Raw genomic sequence first — 17059 nt, forward strand, 5'->3', positions numbered from 1 at the left:
TTCGTCCGCCGCGCGGGCCGTGCCGCCGGACAGACCAGCGGCATTTTTGCTATAGTCCGGCCTGCCCCATCCCGCCGAGAAGCACAACGTGCCAGCGTTTTCCCCGCCTCGCCCAGCCCGCCGCCGACTGCTGCGCCGTCTGGCCGCCGCATCGCTGCTGCCCTGGCTCGGCGGCTGCCAGAACCAGGCACCGCTGGCCGTTGCCAGCCATGCCTGGCCCGGCTATGAAATGATGTTTCTGGCCAAGAGCGAAGGCTGGCTGCCCAGCGAAGCAATCCGCCTGTTCGAAACCTCCTCCGCCTCGCAGTCGATCGCCGCCCTCGCCCAGGGCCAGGTCCAGGCCGCCGCCCTGACCCTCGACGAAGTGCTGCGCGCCCGGGCCGAGGGGCAGGCCCTGACCGTCGTCCTGGTTTTCGACATCTCGGCCGGCGCCGATGTCGTGCTCGCCCGCCCGGCGATCCGCCGGCTGGCCGACTTGCGCGGCAAGGTGATCGGTGCCGAAACCTCGGCCCTCGGCGCCCTCGTCCTGACCAAGGTGCTCAACCTGGCCGGGCTGCAGGCGAGTGACGTCGAGATCCGCCAGATCAGTATGGAAGGGCATCTCGACGCCTGGCGCAGCGGCCAGCTCGATGCCCTGGTCTGCTACGAACCGACTGCCAGCCGCGTACTCGCCGCCGGCGCCCACCGCCTGATCGACAGCCGGCAATTTCCGGAAACCATCTTCGACGTGCTGGCGATCCGCCAGGATGCGGCCGAGCGTCATGCCGAGGCGGTCAAAACCCTGATCGGCGCCCATTTTCGCGGCCTGCGCCAACTCCGTCAGAACCCCCAGGACACCGCCTACCGGATTGGCAGCCACCTCGGCCTGCCCGGCGACGATGCCCTGCAGGCCTTCCACGGCCTCCACCTGCCCGGCCTCGCCCAGAACAAGAGCCTGCTTGCCGCCAGCGGCCGCCTGGCCGCGGCCGGTCGCGAACTGTCCAGCCTGATGCTGGCCGGCGGCCTGCTGAGCAAGGCCGACGATCTGCACGGCCTGATCAGTGACGCCTATCTGCCGGACAGCGAAAGCCCATGAGGCTGCGCCCCCTGCTCGCGCTCTGTCTCGCCCTGGCCAGCCTGCCGTCCGCCGCGCTGGCCGAGGAAGTGCTGCGCCTCGGCCTGTTCGCCTATCGCCCGCCCAGCGTGCTGCGCAGCCAGTGGCAGGCGCTGGCCGACTATCTGGGGCAAACCTTGCCCGGACACAAGGTGGAATTGCAGATCCTCAGCCAGGAAGAAATGGACGCGGCGATCCGCAACAACCAGCTCGACTTCGTGCTGACCGACCCGACCCACTTCATTCACTTGCGCGAGAACAGCGCGATGACCGGCGCCCTCGCCACGCTGGCGCGGCTCGAAGACGGTATCCCGGCGCCGGCCCTGGGCGGCGTCATCGTCCGCCGCCGGGAACGCGATGAACTGCACCAACTGGCCGATCTGCGCGGCAAGAAGGTGGCCGCTGCCGGCCCGGTCTATCTGGCCGGCTATGTCGCCCAGGCCGAGACCTTGCGCCAGCAGGGCATCGACCTCCGGGAACTCGCCATCGTCTTCACCGGCCAGCCGCAGGAGCAGGTGATCGATGCCGTGCTCGACGGCCGGGCCGACGCCGGCTTCATCCGTACCGGCACGCTGGAAAGCCTGATCCGCGAGGGCAAGCTAACGCCGGGGCAACTCGAAGTGATCAACCGGCAGCCGCTGTCCGGCTTTCCCTTCGTCGCCTCGACCCGCCTGTACCCGGAATGGCCGTTCATCGCCATGCCCCACGTTGCCCCGCAACTGGCCCGCCAGGCAACGATCGCCTTGCTGACGCTGGACCAGAACCACCCGGCGGCGCGTGCCGCCGGCATTCAGGGCTTCAACATTCCGGCCGACTATTCGCCGGTTGAGCAAGCGATGCGCGACCTGCGCCTGGCGCCGTTCGCGGCGCCGCCCCAATTCACCTGGCAGGACGTCTGGCAGCGCTACCGGCTGTTCCTGCTGCTCGGCGTCGGCGCGGCGCTGGCCATCAGCTTTCTCGCCATCCGGCTCAGCCTGAGCCATCGCAGGCTGAGTTCGGCCCACCGCGAGCGCGAAAGCTACGCCGACAAACTGTCGCAGGAACGCGGCATCCTGAAAACCCTGGTCCAGACCCTGCCCGACCTGGTCTGGCTGAAGGATCTGAACGGCACCTACATGGCCTGCAACCCGGCTTTCGAAGCCTTTTTCGGGGCCCGGGAAAGCGAGATTGTCGGCAAGACCGACTATGACTTCGTCGAGCCCGAACTGGCCGACTTTTTCCGCGCCCATGATCGCAAGGCGCTGGCCGCCGACCAGCCGAGCATCAACGAGGAATGGGTCAATATGGCCAGCGACGGCCGGCGCATCCTGCTCGAAACGACCAAGGTCCCGATGCGTAGCGAAAACGGCGAAGTGCTCGGCGTGCTCGGCGTCGGCCATGACGTTACCGAGCGCAAGCGGACCAACGACGAACTGGAACAGCACCGTCATCACCTCGAAGAACTGGTCCGCGAACGGACGCGCGAACTGGTCGAGGCGGCGAACCGGGCGAAGAGCAGTTTCCTGGCCAATATGTCGCATGAAATCCGCACCCCGCTCAATGCCATCACCGGCCTGGCCTATGTCATGAAGCGCAGCGGCCTGCCGCCGCAGCAGGACGAGCGGATCGACAAGATCGAGCGGGCCGGCCAGCATCTGCTCGGCATCATCAACAACATTCTCGATCTGTCGAAGATCGAGGCCGAGAAACTGATGCTGGAGGAAAGCGAATTCTCGCCGGCCGCCATCCTCGGCAACATCGCGTCGATGATGGCCGAGCACGCGACGGCCAAGGGTCTGGCACTGCGGGTCGCCACCGACATACCGAGCACTTTCTGGCGCGGTGACCAAACCCGGCTGCAGCAGGCCCTGCTCAACTACACCTCGAACGCGATCAAATTCACCGAGCAGGGCAGCATCACGCTGGCTTGCCGCATTGTCGAAGAAGACCCGGTATCGAGCCTGCTGCACTTCGCAGTCAGCGATACCGGCATCGGCATCGCGCCGGACGATCTCGCCCGCTTGTTCGAAGCCTTCGAGCAGGCCGACAGTTCGACCACCCGCAAGTTCGGCGGCACCGGCCTCGGCCTGGCCATTACCCGGCAACTGGCCCGCCTGATGGGCGGCGATGCCGGCGGCGAGAGCCAACCCGGTCTCGGCAGCACCTTCTGGTTCACCGTCCGCCTGAAAAAGGTCACGACGCCGCAGGCGCAGCCCGTCGTGCCGGCGACCCAGGAAGACCCGCGCCAGCATCTGCTGCACCAGCATGCCGGGCGGCGCATCCTCCTCGTCGAGGACGAGCCGGTCAATCGCGAAATCGCCCTGCACTTCCTGCGCGAAGTCCACCTGCAGGTCGACACCGCGGAAAACGGCCTCGCCGCGTTGCGCTGCGTCGAAGCCGGGGATTACGACCTGATCCTGATGGACATGCAGATGCCGGAAATGGACGGCCTCGAAGCCTGCCGCCAGATCCGCCTGCTGGCCAAGGCCCGGCACCTGCCGATCATCGCGATGACCGCCAACAGTTTTGCCGAAGACCGCCTGAACTGCCTGTCGGCCGGCATGAACGACTTCCTCGCCAAGCCGGTGAAACCGGCCGTCCTGTTTGCCACGCTCAACCAGTGGCTGGAGCAAGGCCGCTGAAAAACGGCCTGTAGCGCTGGTCGACCGCAGGCCTGCCGCGAACGCTCAGATTTCGCCGCCGGTCGGACCCACCGGACAGGCGCGCGCCATGAAAGCCAGAATGGCGCCGAACTGCAGGCCGATATCGCCATAGTCGTCATGGCTGCCGGCGACCAGCAGCAGTTCGACCCGTTCGCTACGCCGCCGGGCGTGGATCGCCCGCGCCTCGTCGACCGGCACGACCGGGTCGTTCAGCCCATGCACCAGCAGCACCGGGCAGTCGATGGCGGCAATGCTGTTGAGCGGCGCAATCGCCTCGAAGCGGTGGCCGATCACGTGCTGCACATAAGCCAGCACATAGGCGCCGAACGGCCAATACGGCACGCCCTTCGCCGCCAGCCAGCGGCGCATCATGGCGGCCGGATGGGCGAAGGCGGCCAGGCTGAGGACGACCTTGAGCTCCGGCTGGCGCGCGGCAACCAGCAATGCCGCCCCCGCCCCGACCGAATGGCCGACCACGCCGAGTGCCGCCGGATCAACCTCGGCTTGCTGGCGCAGCCAGGCCAGTCCGGCCTCCAGATCCTCGGCGAAGCGGGGCAGCGAGGCAAAGCTGTCGCCATCGCTGCGGCCGTGGCAACGCGCATCGAGCAAGAGCAGCGTATAGCCGGCGGCATGCAGCGGCCCGGCCAGCGGCAACATCATTTCGGCATTGCCGCCCCAGCCGTGCATGACGGCCAGCGCCGGCGCCCCCGGCGCGGCCGGAATGAACCAGGCGAACAACTGCTTGCCATTCGCCGTCGGCACCCACACTGCACGCCAGGGCAGGCCGTCCGGCTCGTCCGACTCGACCACCCGCTCGGCAGCCAGGGCGCGGCGGATGGCGAAATTCAGGCCACCGACCGCGAGGCCCAGCCCAAGCAGAATCGACCAGCCGGGCATTCAGCGAAGCTCTGGCAAGCTGCCCGATCCGCCCGGGGCAAAGCGGCAGGAAATCTGGGCAAATCCCGGCTGGTGCATGGCACGTCCTTCCTGAATATCGGTTTTTGCTGATTTTACGCCGTCGACCGCAGGAATCGCCGTCCGACAAGGAAAACCGCCACTCAATCGGCGCTATACTGGTTCGCAAAAGAGGAGGAGACCATGCGCCAAGCGCCCTGCCCCGACCTGCCGGCCAGCCCCGCCTGATCTGCCGGGGACAGCAATGGACACCCTGCTCACCCTGGCCATTGCAACGGTCGTCATCGTCCTCGTTTTCGACTACACCAACGGCTTTCACGACGCCGCCAACATCGTCGCCACCGTCATCGCCTCACGCGCCATGACGCCGGCCCAGGCGGTGATTATCGTCGGCGTCTTCGAGTTTCTCGGGCCGCTGCTCGGCGGCACCGCGGTCGCCAACACCATCGGCAAGTTCGTCGCCCTCGATGGCGTGGCGCCGCTGCTCTCGCTGTCGATCCTGCTCTGCGGCCTGATCGGCGCCATCGTCTGGAATCTCGGCACCTGGTATTTCGGCATTCCGTCGTCTTCCTCGCATGCGCTGGTCGGCGGCCTGATCGGCGCCGTCGTCGTTTCGGTCGGCAGCGAGCATGTCGTCTGGGGCTTTGCCGAACTGGCCGAGGGGCACCTGACCGGCATCGTCAAGGTCCTGGCCGCCCTGCTGCTGTCGCCGCTGATCGGTTTCTGGGCCGGCTTCGTCACCCACCGCCTGCTGACCACGGCGCTGCTCGCCGCCAACCCGGCCGCCAATTCGCGGCTGCGTGCCGCCCAGTTCGTCACCGCCGCCGGCCTCGCCTTTTCGCACGGCGCCAACGATGCGCAAAAAAGCATGGGCATCCTGACCCTGGTCCTGCTCCTCGGCGGCTTCATTCCAAGTTTCGAAGTGCCGTTCTGGGTCATGCTCGCCTGCGCCTCGTCGATCACGCTCGGCATCATGTCCGGCGGCTGGCGCATCGTCCGCACGCTCGGCTTCGCCATCTACCGGGTGCGACCGATCCACGCCCTCGGCTCGCAACTGACCTCGGCCGCGGTGATCCTCGCCGCCTCGCTCGGCGGCGCCCCGGTATCGACCACCCATGTCGTCGCCACCTCGATCATGGGCATCGGCGCCTCGGAGCGGCCACGCGCCGTGCGCTGGAGCAAGGCCAAGGACATCGCACTGACCTGGCTGATCACCATCCCCGGCGCCGCCCTCGTCGCCATCCAGGCCTATGCCCTGGTCAATCTCTTTCTCGGAGGCAAGCCATGAGCGAAGAAAGCCGCCCGCCCATCTTCCGCCGCCTGTTCGAACGCGTTTTCCCGAAAATGCCGGACTTCTTCACGCTGCTCACCGAGCAGTGCCAGCATGTCGCGCACACCGCCGGCCTGCTCGTCGAGTTCATGGAAAGCGGCGACCCGGCGACCGGCCAGCAGATCCGCCAGGACGAGCACGAGGCCGACCGCATCAAGGTGCGCAACCTGCACACGCTGAACGAGGCCTTCTCAACGCCGATCGACCGCGAAGATCTCTACCGCGCCATCATCGACCTCGACGAAGTGGTCAATTACTGCAAGACGACGGTCAGCGAAATGGACGTGCTCTGCCTCGCCCCCGATAAGCGCTGCCTGGAAATGGCAATGCACATCAAGCTCGGCGCCGATGCGCTGGCCCTCGGTTATGCCAAGCTCGCCAAGCAGCCGGCCAGCGCCGCCGAGGATGCCGACTGCGCGCGCAAGGCCGAGCGCAAGGTGGAAAAAGCCTACCGCCGGGCGATTGCCGAACTGTTCCAGGGTGAGGATTACATCCACATGTTCAAACGGCGTGAAATTTATCGTCACCTGTCCAATGCCGCCGACCGCATGGCCAATTGCGCCAACACCCTGCACGACATTGTGGTCAAAATGTGCTGAGGATCAAATTAAACATCGCACAATCTGTTTTATGATGAGTAAGCCCCGCGCCTGAAAGCGCCGCCAGAGCGCTTCAACCACACCAGACTCAGGAGATTGCGAGGAATGACGCAGAAGCTGAAAATTCTGCTCGCCTTCATTTTGCCGACCATTGTCGCTCTGGCGACCGTTGCCGTCTTCCTTGAACACTCGCACCGGCAACTGGCCATCGAACGCTGGTCGGTCGAGCACAAGGCGCTGGTCCGCTCGATCGGCCAGGCCATGCAGCGGCGCATCGACGAAGCGCGCACCCTGCTCTCTTACACCAGCCAGTTCAAGGAATTTGCCCGGCTCGATGCCATTGCCGCGGTCGACCGCCAGTTGAACGGCATTCCGCCCGAGTACGAAGCCGACAAGCGCCGGGTGCTCGACACCCTGCTCGCCCAGAGCGATGCGCTGTCGATTGTTTTCATCCTGTTGCCCAATGGCGACCATTACCTGTCGCACCCGTACGAGGTTCAGCGCACGCTGAAAAAGTACAACCTGGCCGACCGCACCTACTTCCAGGAAGCCAGCCGGACCAAGCGGCCGGCCATTTCCGACAGCCTGATCGGGGCCGATGGAAAACTGGCCGTCGTCATCGATATTCCGCTGCTCGATGCCGACGGTGAAATCTATGCCCACTTCGGCGCCGTCCTGCTCCTCCAGCAATTGTCCGAACTGGTCGCCGCCCAGCATATTGCCCCCTTCGATGTCGGCCTGCTGACCGACCGCCAGGGCAAGCTGATCGCTCATACCGACCCGGCCCAGATCGGCCCGGAAGGACAGTTTTTCCGTTACGAGCACCCCTTGCTGCAAACCGGTGCCGAGACCGGCCGCGAGGTCCGTTTCACGCGGTGGACGGACAGCAGCGGCACCGAATGGCTGAGTTTCTTCCAGCACCTCGACGCCGGCTGGAACCTGGTCCTCCAGCGCCGGCTGGACGGCGTGCTGGCCGAATACAAGGACGCCGTCCGCGAGAGCGTGCTGCTCGTCGCACTGATCCTGCTCGCTTGCGGCAGTGTCGGCCTGGCCACCGCCTTCGTCGTTGCCCGACGCTGGGAAATTGCCGACCAGGCGCTGAACGAGGCGCGCAACGAACTGGAAGACCGGGTCGCTGCGCGGACGGCGGAACTGGCAGCGAGCGAGCACGAGGTCGGTCGGTCGCGCGACTTCTATCTCTCCGTCCTGGAGAGCTTTCCGGCCCTGATCTGGCGCTCCGGACTCGATGCCAAATGCGATTATTTCAATCGCACCTGGCTCGACTTCACCGGCCGCGCACTGGATCAGGAACTCGGCGACGGCTGGGCCGACGGCCTCCACCCGGAAGATCGCCAGGCAACCATTGCGCATTACCTCGACAGTTTCCAGCGGCGCCAGCCCTTTTCGCTGGAATACCGGCTGCGCCGGCATGATGGCGAGTATCGCTGGCTGCTCGATGTCGGCCGGCCTTTCCTCGATATCAACGGCGATTTCATCGGCTACCTCGGCGCCTGTTTCGATGTCTCCGAACGGCACGCGGCGGCCGAGCAGCTGCGCCTGGTGGCCAGCGTCTTTTCCCACGCCCGCGAGGGCATCATCATCACCGACGCCGAGACCCGGATCATCGACGTCAATCAGGCCTTCTGCGACATCACCGGCTACGGCCGCGCCGAAGTGATCGGCCTCAAGCCCAGCCTGCTGCGGTCGACGCATCAAGGCGACGGTTTTTTCGCCAGCATGTGGGAAGCACTGGCCGAACACGGCTACTGGCAGGGCGAGATTTGGAACCGCAAGAAGGACGGCGAGCTGTACGCCGAACTGCTGACCATCTCGGCCGTGCGCGACGGCGGCGGCAAGGTCGATCACTATGTCGGCATCTTTGCCGACATCACGCTGCAGAAGGAACACGAGCAACGGCTGGAAAAGCTGGCCCATTTCGACCCGCTGACCGAATTGCCGAACCGGACCCTGCTCGGCGACCGCCTGCACATGTCGATCGCCCTCGCCCAGCGCAACCAGAAGCAGCTCGCCGTCTGCCTGCTCGACCTTGATGGCTTCAAGCAGGTCAATGACCGCCTCGGCCATGCCGCCGGCGACCAGTTGCTGATCGAGTTCGCCCAGCGCATGCGCAAGGAACTTCGCCTGACCGACACGCTGGCCCGCCTCGGCGGCGACGAATTCGTCATCCTGATCAACGACCTCGACAGCCAGGAGGAGTGCATCGAGGTCATCCGGCGCATTATCGACAGCGCCCGCCAACCCTTCCTGCTGGCGGAAGAAAGCGGCCACGTCTCGGCCAGCATCGGCATCACCATTTTCCCCGACGATGGCGCCGACCCTGATCTCCTGCTGCGCCATGCCGACCAGGCGATGTATATCGCCAAGCAGAGCGGCGGCAACCGCTATTTCATGTTCGACCCCTTCAAGGATCAGGTGGCCCGGGCCGAACGCACGGCGCTCGACCGCCTGCAGCAGGCGCTGACGGCCGGCGAATTCGAACTGCATTACCAGCCCAAGGTGGACATGCGGGCCGGCCGCGTGATCGGCGCCGAGGCACTGATCCGCTGGCGCCACCCGGAACGCGGCCTGATCATGCCCGGCGAATTTCTGCCATTGACCGAGGACACCGACTTCTCGGTGACGCTCGGCGAATGGGTCATCCACCGCGCACTGAGCCAGCTCGATGCCTGGTACCGCGCTGGCATCGAGCTCTGCATCAGCGTCAACATATCGCCCCGCCACCTGCAGCAACCGGATTTCACCCAGGGCCTGGCCGCCCTGCTCTCCGCCTTTCCCGAACTGCCGAGCCGCCTGCTCGAACTGGAAATCCTCGAAACGGCAGCGCTGCACGACACCGCCCATGCCGCCGAAGTGATCAGCGCCTGCCGGCGGATGGGCATTTCCTTCGCACTCGACGATTTCGGCACCGGCTATTCATCGCTGCTCTACCTGAAGCACCTGCCGGCCGATACGCTGAAGATCGACCAGTCCTTCGTCCGCGCCATGCTCGACGACAGCGAGCACATGGCCATCGTCAAGGGCGTCATCGGGCTGGCCGAAGCCTTCAACCGCAAGGTGATCGCCGAAGGCGTCGAAAGCGTGGCGCACGGCTCGGCCCTGCTCGAGCTCGGCTGCGCACTCGGCCAGGGCTACGGCATCGCCCGCCCGATGCCGGCCGCCGATCTGGCCCACTGGCTGGCCACCTGGCGCGCCCCGGAAAACTGGCAGCAGACCAAGGAACCGCCACCGCATGTGATGATCTAATTTTTGTTGCGTATAAAGTACCCAGCGGGCAACAAACCAAGGGAGGGCGCCATGAAGAAGACGATCGAACGCCGGGCGCAACTGGACCGACGCCAAAACGACATCGGCCCGCCGCACGGCTGGAAGGACAGGCGGCGGACGACCGAACGGCGCATCCCGGAAATCGAAGAATGCGAAGTCTCGGAATCGGAATGGCAACTGTACTTTGGCCGTTACAGCAGCGAGACCGTGACCACCACGGATGAAAGCACGACGACGACCGTCATCGTGGAAAGCGCCGCCGAAATCTTCGGCCGGGTCCGCGACCGCTAGCGCTCGGGGCCGCCCGGCAGTCGCCGGGGCGGCCGCGTTCTTTCTTACTCGGCGATCAACTCCACCGTTTCACCGGCAAAACTGACGGTCTGGCCCGGGCGCAATTTTGCCCTTTTCCGGGTATCGACCGCCGCATCGACCTTGACCATGCCCTCGGCGATCGCCATGTGGGCCGAACCGCCGGAATCGCACAGGCCGGTGGCCTTGAGTAGCTGGTCGAGCTGAATGTACTCGCCGTGCACGGCAAACTGGATGGTCATGACTAGGCTCCGATCAGGATCAGATGTACCCGGCACGGCCCGTGGGCGCCGAGGACGATGGTTTGTTCAATGTCGCCGGTCCGCGACGGGCCGGAGATGAAATTGACCACCCGCGGCAGGCTACCTCGCTCGGCGCGCAGCAGCGCGAAAGCGTCTTCCATGGTGGCGACGATGCGCGACACCTGGACCAGCGCAATGTGCGTTTCCGGCAGCAGGCTGACGCTGGCCGGCGTTTCCGGCCCGGAGAGCAGCAGCAGCGTGCCAGTTTCGGCGACGGCGCAGAAGCAGCCGGAAATGCCCAGCAAATCGCTGTCCACCGCCGGCCTTGGGCTGAGTTGCAGACCGTTACCGGCCCAGTCGAAGGCCGCGACGTCGTTGGTCACGACGCCCTGCTGCGGCAGGCCATGCTGCTGCAGATGGCGGGCGACGGCCGCCGGCACTTCGCTCGCCTCGGCCACCGCCTCGACGGTACTTGACAGGCTCTCCGCCTTGGCCCGAAAACGGGCGGCGAGATCACCGCCGATCACCGGCTGCGGCCCGCGTTGGCGCGCCGCCATGTAGGCTTCGGCGGCAGCGCGACGGGCGGCGAAGTCCGGCTTACCGACGCCGGCCCGCACGCGGCCGAGAATATCCTCGCGCGCCGTCATGCGACCCGGTTCCGCGGAGCGCCGGCGACGAAGGCTTCGATGTTGTCGATCAACTGGTCGGCCAGCGTTTGCATGGCCGGCCGGCTGGCCCAGGCGACATGCGGCGTGAGCAGGAAATTGGGCAGCGCCAGCAGATCAGGCGCGACCATCGGGTGCCCGGCCGGCGGCGGTTCGGCGGTAATCACGTCGAAACCGGCGCCGCCGATCCAGCCCTCTTTGAGCGCCTGGATCAGCGCCGCTTCATCGACGATGCCGCCGCGTGCGGTGTTGATCAGCAGCGCCGAGCGACGCATCGCCCGCAGTTCAGCTTCGCCGATCAGGCCCCGGGTTTCATCGGTCAGCGGGCAATGCAGGCTGATCGCATCGGCCTCGCGTAGCACCTCGGCAAAGGCAGTGTAGCCGGGGCGAACAGCGGTCGCCCCTTTCCGTTCGGCGCGCAGCACGCGCATGCCGAAAGCCTCGGCCAGCCGGACGACGCCATTGCCCAGGCTGCCGCTGCCGATCAGGCCGAGCGTCGCACCATGCAGGTCGCGGATCGGGTGATCGAACAGGCAGAACTGGTCGGACTGCTGCCAGCGCCCGGCCAGCAGCGTTTCGCGCCAGGCGACCAGGTTGCGCGAGAGGGCGAGCAGCAGCGCCAGCACATGCTCGGGCACCGTGTGCTCGGCATAGCCGCGAATGTTGGAAACGACAATGCCGCGCGCCCGGCAAGCGTCGAGATCGACGATATTGGTGCCGGTCGCCGCCACCGCGACCATTTTCAGGTCGGGCAGCGCGTCGACCGCAGCCGCCGGCAAGGGCACCTTGTTGACGATGGCAATCGTTGCCCCGGTCAGGCGCTCGATGACTTGGGCCGGCGTCGTGCTGGCGTACTCGGTCCACTCATGGGCGAAGGCCGGCCGGCGCACCTCGGCGATGACCGAATCACGCTCCAGATAGACGATGCGCTGCATCAGGCGGGCAGCATCACATAAGGCGTCTTGGCGGCATCGGCGATGGCGCCGATATCGACGCCGAGCGCCGCATTGCCGCGATAGACCAGGCGGTCGATACCGGCGATGCAGAGGCCGTCGATGGCCGCGGTGTCGCCCTGCAGCAGGTTGAGCACGCCGGCCGGCCACTCGGCCCGAGCCGACAGCTCGCACAGCGCGAAAGCGCAGGACGGCGCCCGCGGGCTGGGCTTGACGACCACGGTGGCGCCAGCCAGCACGGCCGGGGCCATGACCTCGGCAAAGGCGGCGAGCGGCCGCGAGGCATCGAAGACCAGGCCGATGATGCCGGTGTCGCCAACGCTGACGCCGCGCAGCGCCTCGACCGCGGCCGCCACTTCGGCGGCGGCGGCAGCTTCGTCGATACCGGTTTCGGCGATCAGCAACTTGGCGAAATGACCGCTATAACCTTCCAGGCCATCGGCCAACTTGCCGAGGCAGATTCGGCGGGCCGGCAAGCCCATCTCGGCCCACGCCGGCTGCGCCGTGCGCGCCGCCAGCACCGCTTCGGCCGCTTCGCTGGCACCGCACAGCGGCACACGGCGGATCGCTTCGCCGGTCGCCGGGTTGATCACGTCATAGAAGGCATTGCCGACGGTGAGAAAGGCGTGGCCGTTAACCCACATCGGGATGGCCTTCGGGCCTTCGGGAGAGAAATCCATACTCAAGCTCGCTTTCTTGCTGCGTAAAGTTCGTGAAATGTCTTGCCTTTCGGCGCGGCCAGGTCGCGGCCGGCGGTCCACCCCGGGGCCAGGCCAAAAACGCGGATCCGGCCGCTGTCGTCGGCCAGCCAGTTGAGATAGCGCGATGCTAGCCGGGCCACCCAGCGGTAGAGCTTCGGCTTGCCAGCCAGCCAGGCCCAGGCCTTGAGGCCGAAACTTTCGGACCACGGGCGCAGGCTGCGCTCGACCTGTTCTTCGCGCAGGCGATGCATCAGCTTGGGCAGCGGAATCCGCACCGGACAGACGCTACCGCACTGGTTGCAACCGGTCGAGGCATGCGGCAGGTCGAGCGCGTTTTCGATACCGGTATAGAGCGGCGTCAGCACCGAGCCCATTGGCCCGGGATAGACCCAGCCGTAGGCGTGGCCGCCCAGCGAGAAATAGACCGGGCAATGGTTCATGCAGGCGCCGCAGCGGATGCAGCGCAGCATGTCCTGGTAGGCCGAGCCGAGCAGGGCGGCGCGACCGTTATCGACCAGGATGAAGACTGTCTTTTCCGGGCCGTCGTGCTCGCCTGGCTGTTTGGTTCCGGTGAGCAGCGAAACATAGTTCGAAATCGTCTGGCCGGTCGCCGAGCGCGGCAACAGGCGCATCAAGGTGGCGAAATCCTCCAGCGTCGGGACGATTTTCTCGATGCCGGTAATCACGACATGCACCTTGGGCAGCGTCGTCACCATCCGGCCGTTGCCTTCGTTGGTGACCAGCGAAGCGGTTCCACTTTCGGCGATCAGGAAATTGGCGCCGGTGATGCCCATTTCGGCAGTCAGGAAATGCTGGCGCAGCACCTGGCGTGCCTCGCGCGTCATCGCCGGAATGTCGGCCGACGTGCGTGGCTCCGGCGGTCGACCATGTTCCTGGGCAAATAATGCCTCGACCTCGTCGATGGTCTTGTGCACGGCCGGCGCGATGATGTGCGACGGCGTTTCACCAGCCAGCTGCACGATGTATTCGCCGAGATCGGTCTCCACCGGGCGGATGCCGGCGGCAGCCAGCGCCTCGTTCAGGTGCGCCTCTTCCGACAGCATCGACTTCGACTTGGCGGCCTTGGTCACGCCATGCCGGCGAGCGACGTCGATCACCAGATCGCAGATTTCGTCGCCATCGCGCGCCCACAGCACTTCGGCCCCCGTCGCCTTGGCCCGCTCCTCGAAGATGGCCAGCCAGACATCGAGATCGGCCAGCACGCGATTGCGGATCTCTTCGCAGGCCGCACGCAAAGGCTCGAAGGCCAGGCCGTCCTCGGCCAGCGCCGCGATGCCCTTGGCCCGCTTGCCGACGAACAGCGGCTTGGCTTTCTGCAAGGCGCGCTGCAACACCGGATTGCGCACTTTCTCGCCGGCCCGCGCCTGGAAATGCATGGCCTGCGAATGCTCGGCGGCGCGCATCAGGCCCCGCCCCCGCCGGCCAGCACTTCGGCGATATGCAGCACCCGCGTCTTTTCGTCACCGCGCCGACGCAGGCGACCCTCGATATTCATCAGGCAGCCGAGATCGCCGCCGACCACGGCATCGGCCCCGACCGTGGCGATCGAGGCGCACTTGCGGTCGACAATCTGCGTCGACACTTCGCCATACTTGACCGAAAATGCCCCGCCAAAGCCGCAGCATTCCTCGCAATCCGGCATTTCCTGCAGGCTCAGGCCACGGACCTGCAGCAACAAGTCGCGCGGTTGCTGCTTGATGCCCAAACCGCGCAAGCCCTTGCAGGAATCATGGTAAGTGACGCTGCCGGCAAATTCGGCCGGCATCTGCGTCAGCGGCATGACCTCGGCCAGGAACTCGGTCAGCTCGCGCGCCCGCCCGGCCAGCGCCGTTGCCCGGGGCGCCCAGTGGGCATCGTCGGCCAGCAGTTGCGGATAGACATTGCGGATCTGATCGGCACAGGAACCGGACGGAATCACCACGTAATCGTAGCCTTCCAGCTCGCCGATGGCCTTCTTCGCCAGGTCGACGGCAAGCGCCCGGTTTCCGCCATTCCAGGCCGGTTGACCGCAGCAAGTCTGGCCTTCCGGCACGAAAACTTCGGCGCCGGCAGCCTCCAGCAAACGCAGGGCGGCAAAGCCGACCGACGGTCGCATCAGGTCCACGAGGCAGGTAACGTAGAGGGCTACGCGCATGCTAATATTGCACCGCACAAGAAAATGAAGTGGCTAATGCTACTCAAACAGCACCAATAAAGGAATCCAGTTGTCTCAAGCTGCCATCGACTCCACCAAAGAGCCGGTAAAAACTCCCGGCTCCATCCAGGTCATCGAGCGCATGATGTCTCTGCTCGACGCCCTGGCCAACTCGAGCGAATCCGCCAGCCTGAAGCAACTTGCCAACGCGACCGAGTTGCACCCGTCAACCGCGCACCGCATTCTGGCAGCGATGACCAATGCGCGCTTTGTCGAACGTCAAGACGCCGGCACTTATCGGCTCGGCATCCGCCTGCTCGAACTCGGCGCCATCGTCAAATCGCGTATCAGCCTGCGCGAAGTCGCCCTGCCCTTCATGCAGGAACTGCACGAGCAGATCGGCGAAGCGATCAATCTTGGCGCCCGTCACGACGACGAGATTGTCTACCTCGAACGCACCTCGTCTGGCCGCTCACTGGTCCGCGTCGTCTATCTGGTCGGCGGCCGCGCCCCGCTGCACCTGACCTCGCTCGGCAAGCTCTTCCTCGCTGCCGACGGTCCACAAAAGATTCGCGAATATGCCAAGCGCACCGGCCTGCCCGGCAAGACGCCGCACTCGCTAACCACGCTGGCGACGCTGGAAAAGGAACTCGACAAGGTCCGCCGCCACGACATCGCCTACGACGTCGAAGAAGCCGAAATCGGCCTCAAGTGCGTCGCCGCCCCGATCCGCGACGACGAAGGCCAGATCATCGCCGCCCTCTCCGTCTCCGCCCCGGTCGACCGGCACGACCCGGACTGGGCCAAGCAGGTCAAGAAGACCGCCGACGCCGTTTCGCAGGCCCTCGGCTACACCGGCCTCAAGAAATAATCAGGCAACAAAAAAGGCCGCACGCAGCGGCCTTTCCTGGCTTATTCCGCCCATCAGACCGGACGGCGCTCCGAGACCAGGCTGGCACTCTCCATCCAGCGCTTGATCCGGTTGGCATCGCCAACCCGGGTCATCTTGCCGACCGAGTCGAGCAGCACGATTACCACCGGCTTGTCGGCGACCCGCGCCTGCATCACCAGGCAACGGCCCGCCTCGGAAATGTAGCCGGTCTTCGAAACGCCGATTTCCCAGTTGTCGCTGCGCACCAGTGCATTGGTATTGTGGAAGTCGGTCGGCCGGCCGTTCAGTTCGACCCGGGCTTCCGCCGTCGTCGAGAAACCGCGGATTTCCGGGTAACGCGCTGCGGCAGAGACCATCCGCGCCAGATCGTGGGCGGTCGACACATTATTGCTCGACAGGCCGGTCGGCTCCTCGAAACGGGAGTTGACCATGCCCAAGGCCTGCGCCTTCCGGTTCATGGCCTGGACGAAAGCCGGCATGCCGCCCGGGTAGTGCCGGCCGAGCGAATGGGCCGCCCGGTTTTCCGAGGACATCAGCGCCAGCAACATCGCCGTTTCACGCGTCATCGTCGTGCCGACCGGCAAACGCGAACGCGTGCCCTTCAGGCCATCGACATCGTCCTCGCCAATGGCGATCACTTCATGCAAATCAAGCTTGGCATCGAGCACGACCATCGCGGTCATCAGCTTGGAAATCGAGGCGATCGGCACCACGGTGTCGGGATGCTTTTCCAGCACGGCCTGGCCGGTACTCTGATCGATGACCAGCGCCGACGACGAGTAAAGGGCCAAACGGCTCGGATCGATATCAGCCATCGAAACCCGGCGGACCGGCTTCTTGGCGGTTTGACTGGATGCTTGTACTGACTTGCCGGACTTTGCCGCCGGCAGCTTGGCCGATTTCTGGGCAGGTGCCGCAGCAACTTTCTTGGTCGGTGCCGACTTGGCGGCCGATTTCACGGCAGGCTTGGCTGCCGCTTGGGATTTTTTGGCTTGCTCGGTTTCTTTCTTGCTCGTCGCCGCCAGCAGCGGGGCATTTAACCCCACGCCAAGCAGGGCGCCGAGCAACAGCGCGGCCTTAAATTTCTGTTTCATTCACTATCTCCTGCCAACAGCGGAAAATTTTAACTGAGTTTAGCAGGGGATAGTGAATTTTCAATAAAAATAATTAGATACAACAACAACTTAAAGCAACAATTTATACAGCATCAACCACTGTAAGCGCCGTCATATTGACGATCCGGCGCACGGTGGCGGTCGGGGTCAGGATGTTGACCGG

The 17059-nt window shown here is 65.4% G+C and carries 15 protein-coding genes; 7 read left to right on the plus strand and 8 right to left on the minus strand.

What is annotated here, in order from left to right; genetic code table 11:
• Nucleotides 1–88: 88 nt before the first annotated feature.
• Both AT959_RS14615 and AT959_RS14620 read left to right on the plus strand, forming a co-directional pair.
• Nucleotides 89–1075 (plus strand): ABC transporter substrate-binding protein, encoded by a 987-nt coding sequence (locus tag AT959_RS14615; RefSeq protein ID WP_066884304.1) that lies wholly within the window; start codon nucleotides 89–91, stop codon nucleotides 1073–1075.
• Complete coding sequence (locus AT959_RS14620) at nucleotides 1072–3714, plus strand: PhnD/SsuA/transferrin family substrate-binding protein (protein WP_066884306.1); 2643 nt, start codon at nucleotides 1072–1074, stop codon at nucleotides 3712–3714. Before AT959_RS14615 ends, AT959_RS14620 begins: the two co-directional genes overlap by 4 nt.
• A gap of 45 nt (nucleotides 3715–3759) precedes the next feature.
• On the opposite strand, the gene AT959_RS14625 is transcribed toward AT959_RS14620, so the two are convergent.
• Entirely contained in the window at nucleotides 3760–4632 is an 873-nt protein-coding gene (locus AT959_RS14625) for an alpha/beta hydrolase (protein ID WP_066884308.1), read from the minus strand.
• Nucleotides 4633–4894: 262 nt separating this feature from the next.
• Here AT959_RS14625 and AT959_RS14630 point away from each other — a divergent pair, with 262 nt between their 5' ends.
• The 4 genes from AT959_RS14630 to AT959_RS14645 all read left to right on the plus strand — a co-directional run bounded on the left by AT959_RS14630 (nucleotide 4895) and on the right by AT959_RS14645 (nucleotide 10155).
• Nucleotides 4895–5938, plus strand: coding sequence for an inorganic phosphate transporter (locus AT959_RS14630; RefSeq protein ID WP_066884310.1), 1044 nt, complete (start codon nucleotides 4895–4897; stop codon nucleotides 5936–5938).
• A complete protein-coding gene (locus AT959_RS14635) occupies nucleotides 5935–6579 on the plus strand; it encodes a DUF47 domain-containing protein (RefSeq protein WP_066884312.1) in 645 nt (214 codons plus the stop codon). The genes AT959_RS14630 and AT959_RS14635 overlap by 4 nt, the downstream gene beginning before the upstream one ends.
• A 105-nt stretch (nucleotides 6580–6684) precedes the next feature.
• On the plus strand, nucleotides 6685–9843 hold the full coding sequence (locus tag AT959_RS14640; protein WP_066884314.1) for a bifunctional diguanylate cyclase/phosphodiesterase: 3159 nt from the start codon (nucleotides 6685–6687) through the stop codon (nucleotides 9841–9843).
• A 51-nt stretch (nucleotides 9844–9894) separates the two neighbouring features.
• On the plus strand, nucleotides 9895–10155 hold the full coding sequence (locus AT959_RS14645) for a hypothetical protein (protein ID WP_066884316.1): 261 nt from the start codon (nucleotides 9895–9897) through the stop codon (nucleotides 10153–10155).
• 44 nt (nucleotides 10156–10199) lie between these two features.
• On the opposite strand, the gene AT959_RS14650 is transcribed toward AT959_RS14645, so the two are convergent.
• Genes AT959_RS14650 through AT959_RS14675 form a run of 6 tightly spaced genes read right to left on the minus strand, consistent with a single transcriptional unit; the run spans nucleotide 10200 to nucleotide 14889 of the window.
• Nucleotides 10200–10415 (minus strand): RNA-binding S4 domain-containing protein, encoded by a 216-nt coding sequence (locus AT959_RS14650; RefSeq protein WP_066884318.1) that lies wholly within the window; start codon nucleotides 10413–10415, stop codon nucleotides 10200–10202.
• 2 nt (nucleotides 10416–10417) lie between these two features.
• Nucleotides 10418–11062 (minus strand): LutC/YkgG family protein, encoded by a 645-nt coding sequence (locus AT959_RS14655; RefSeq protein ID WP_066884320.1) that lies wholly within the window; start codon nucleotides 11060–11062, stop codon nucleotides 10418–10420.
• Nucleotides 11059–12015, minus strand: coding sequence for a D-2-hydroxyacid dehydrogenase (locus tag AT959_RS14660; protein WP_066884321.1), 957 nt, complete (start codon nucleotides 12013–12015; stop codon nucleotides 11059–11061). The genes AT959_RS14655 and AT959_RS14660 overlap by 4 nt, the downstream gene beginning before the upstream one ends.
• Nucleotides 12015–12713: an aldehyde dehydrogenase family protein gene (locus AT959_RS14665; RefSeq protein WP_066884322.1), complete on the minus strand. Its 699-nt coding sequence runs from the start codon at nucleotides 12711–12713 to the stop codon at nucleotides 12015–12017. The genes AT959_RS14660 and AT959_RS14665 overlap by 1 nt, the downstream gene beginning before the upstream one ends.
• A gap of 2 nt (nucleotides 12714–12715) precedes the next feature.
• Complete coding sequence (locus AT959_RS14670) at nucleotides 12716–14158, minus strand: lactate utilization protein B (RefSeq protein WP_066884323.1); 1443 nt, start codon at nucleotides 14156–14158, stop codon at nucleotides 12716–12718.
• Nucleotides 14158–14889: a (Fe-S)-binding protein gene (locus tag AT959_RS14675; protein ID WP_066884327.1), complete on the minus strand. Its 732-nt coding sequence runs from the start codon at nucleotides 14887–14889 to the stop codon at nucleotides 14158–14160. The genes AT959_RS14670 and AT959_RS14675 overlap by 1 nt, the downstream gene beginning before the upstream one ends.
• Nucleotides 14890–15031: 142 nt before the next feature.
• On the opposite strand from AT959_RS14675, the gene AT959_RS14680 reads away from it, so the two are divergent.
• Nucleotides 15032–15760, plus strand: a complete 729-nt coding sequence (locus AT959_RS14680) for an IclR family transcriptional regulator (protein ID WP_083518444.1) — start codon at nucleotides 15032–15034, stop codon at nucleotides 15758–15760.
• Between the two features lie 53 nt (nucleotides 15761–15813).
• Here AT959_RS14680 and pbpG read toward each other — a convergent pair whose 3' ends face one another.
• Complete coding sequence (pbpG, locus tag AT959_RS14685; RefSeq protein WP_066884329.1) at nucleotides 15814–16875, minus strand: D-alanyl-D-alanine endopeptidase; 1062 nt, start codon at nucleotides 16873–16875, stop codon at nucleotides 15814–15816.
• Nucleotides 16876–17059 lie beyond the last annotated feature (184 nt).

Source organism: Dechloromonas denitrificans (assembly GCF_001551835.1).
Lineage (GTDB): Bacteria > Pseudomonadota > Gammaproteobacteria > Burkholderiales > Rhodocyclaceae > Azonexus > Azonexus denitrificans.

Excerpts from the sequence above, each read along its gene's own strand:
- AT959_RS14650 (WP_066884318.1), bottom strand. The coding sequence starts at position 10,415 with ATGACCATCCAGTTTGCCGTGCACGGCGAGTACATTCAGCTCGACCAG.
- AT959_RS14625 (WP_066884308.1), bottom strand. The coding sequence starts at position 4,632 with ATGCCCGGCTGGTCGATTCTGCTTGGGCTGGGCCTCGCGGTCGGTGGC.
- AT959_RS14675 (WP_066884327.1), bottom strand. The coding sequence starts at position 14,889 with ATGCGCGTAGCCCTCTACGTTACCTGCCTCGTGGACCTGATGCGACCG.
- AT959_RS14655 (WP_066884320.1), bottom strand. The coding sequence starts at position 11,062 with ATGACGGCGCGCGAGGATATTCTCGGCCGCGTGCGGGCCGGCGTCGGT.
- AT959_RS14640 (WP_066884314.1), top strand. The coding sequence starts at position 6,685 with ATGACGCAGAAGCTGAAAATTCTGCTCGCCTTCATTTTGCCGACCATT.
- AT959_RS14680 (WP_083518444.1), top strand. The coding sequence starts at position 15,032 with ATGATGTCTCTGCTCGACGCCCTGGCCAACTCGAGCGAATCCGCCAGC.
- AT959_RS14635 (WP_066884312.1), top strand. The coding sequence starts at position 5,935 with ATGAGCGAAGAAAGCCGCCCGCCCATCTTCCGCCGCCTGTTCGAACGC.
- AT959_RS14670 (WP_066884323.1), bottom strand. The coding sequence starts at position 14,158 with ATGCGCGCCGCCGAGCATTCGCAGGCCATGCATTTCCAGGCGCGGGCC.
- AT959_RS14630 (WP_066884310.1), top strand. The coding sequence starts at position 4,895 with ATGGACACCCTGCTCACCCTGGCCATTGCAACGGTCGTCATCGTCCTC.
- AT959_RS14660 (WP_066884321.1), bottom strand. The coding sequence starts at position 12,015 with ATGCAGCGCATCGTCTATCTGGAGCGTGATTCGGTCATCGCCGAGGTG.
- pbpG (WP_066884329.1), bottom strand. The coding sequence starts at position 16,875 with ATGAAACAGAAATTTAAGGCCGCGCTGTTGCTCGGCGCCCTGCTTGGC.
- AT959_RS14665 (WP_066884322.1), bottom strand. The coding sequence starts at position 12,713 with ATGGATTTCTCTCCCGAAGGCCCGAAGGCCATCCCGATGTGGGTTAAC.
- AT959_RS14620 (WP_066884306.1), top strand. The coding sequence starts at position 1,072 with ATGAGGCTGCGCCCCCTGCTCGCGCTCTGTCTCGCCCTGGCCAGCCTG.
- AT959_RS14645 (WP_066884316.1), top strand. The coding sequence starts at position 9,895 with ATGAAGAAGACGATCGAACGCCGGGCGCAACTGGACCGACGCCAAAAC.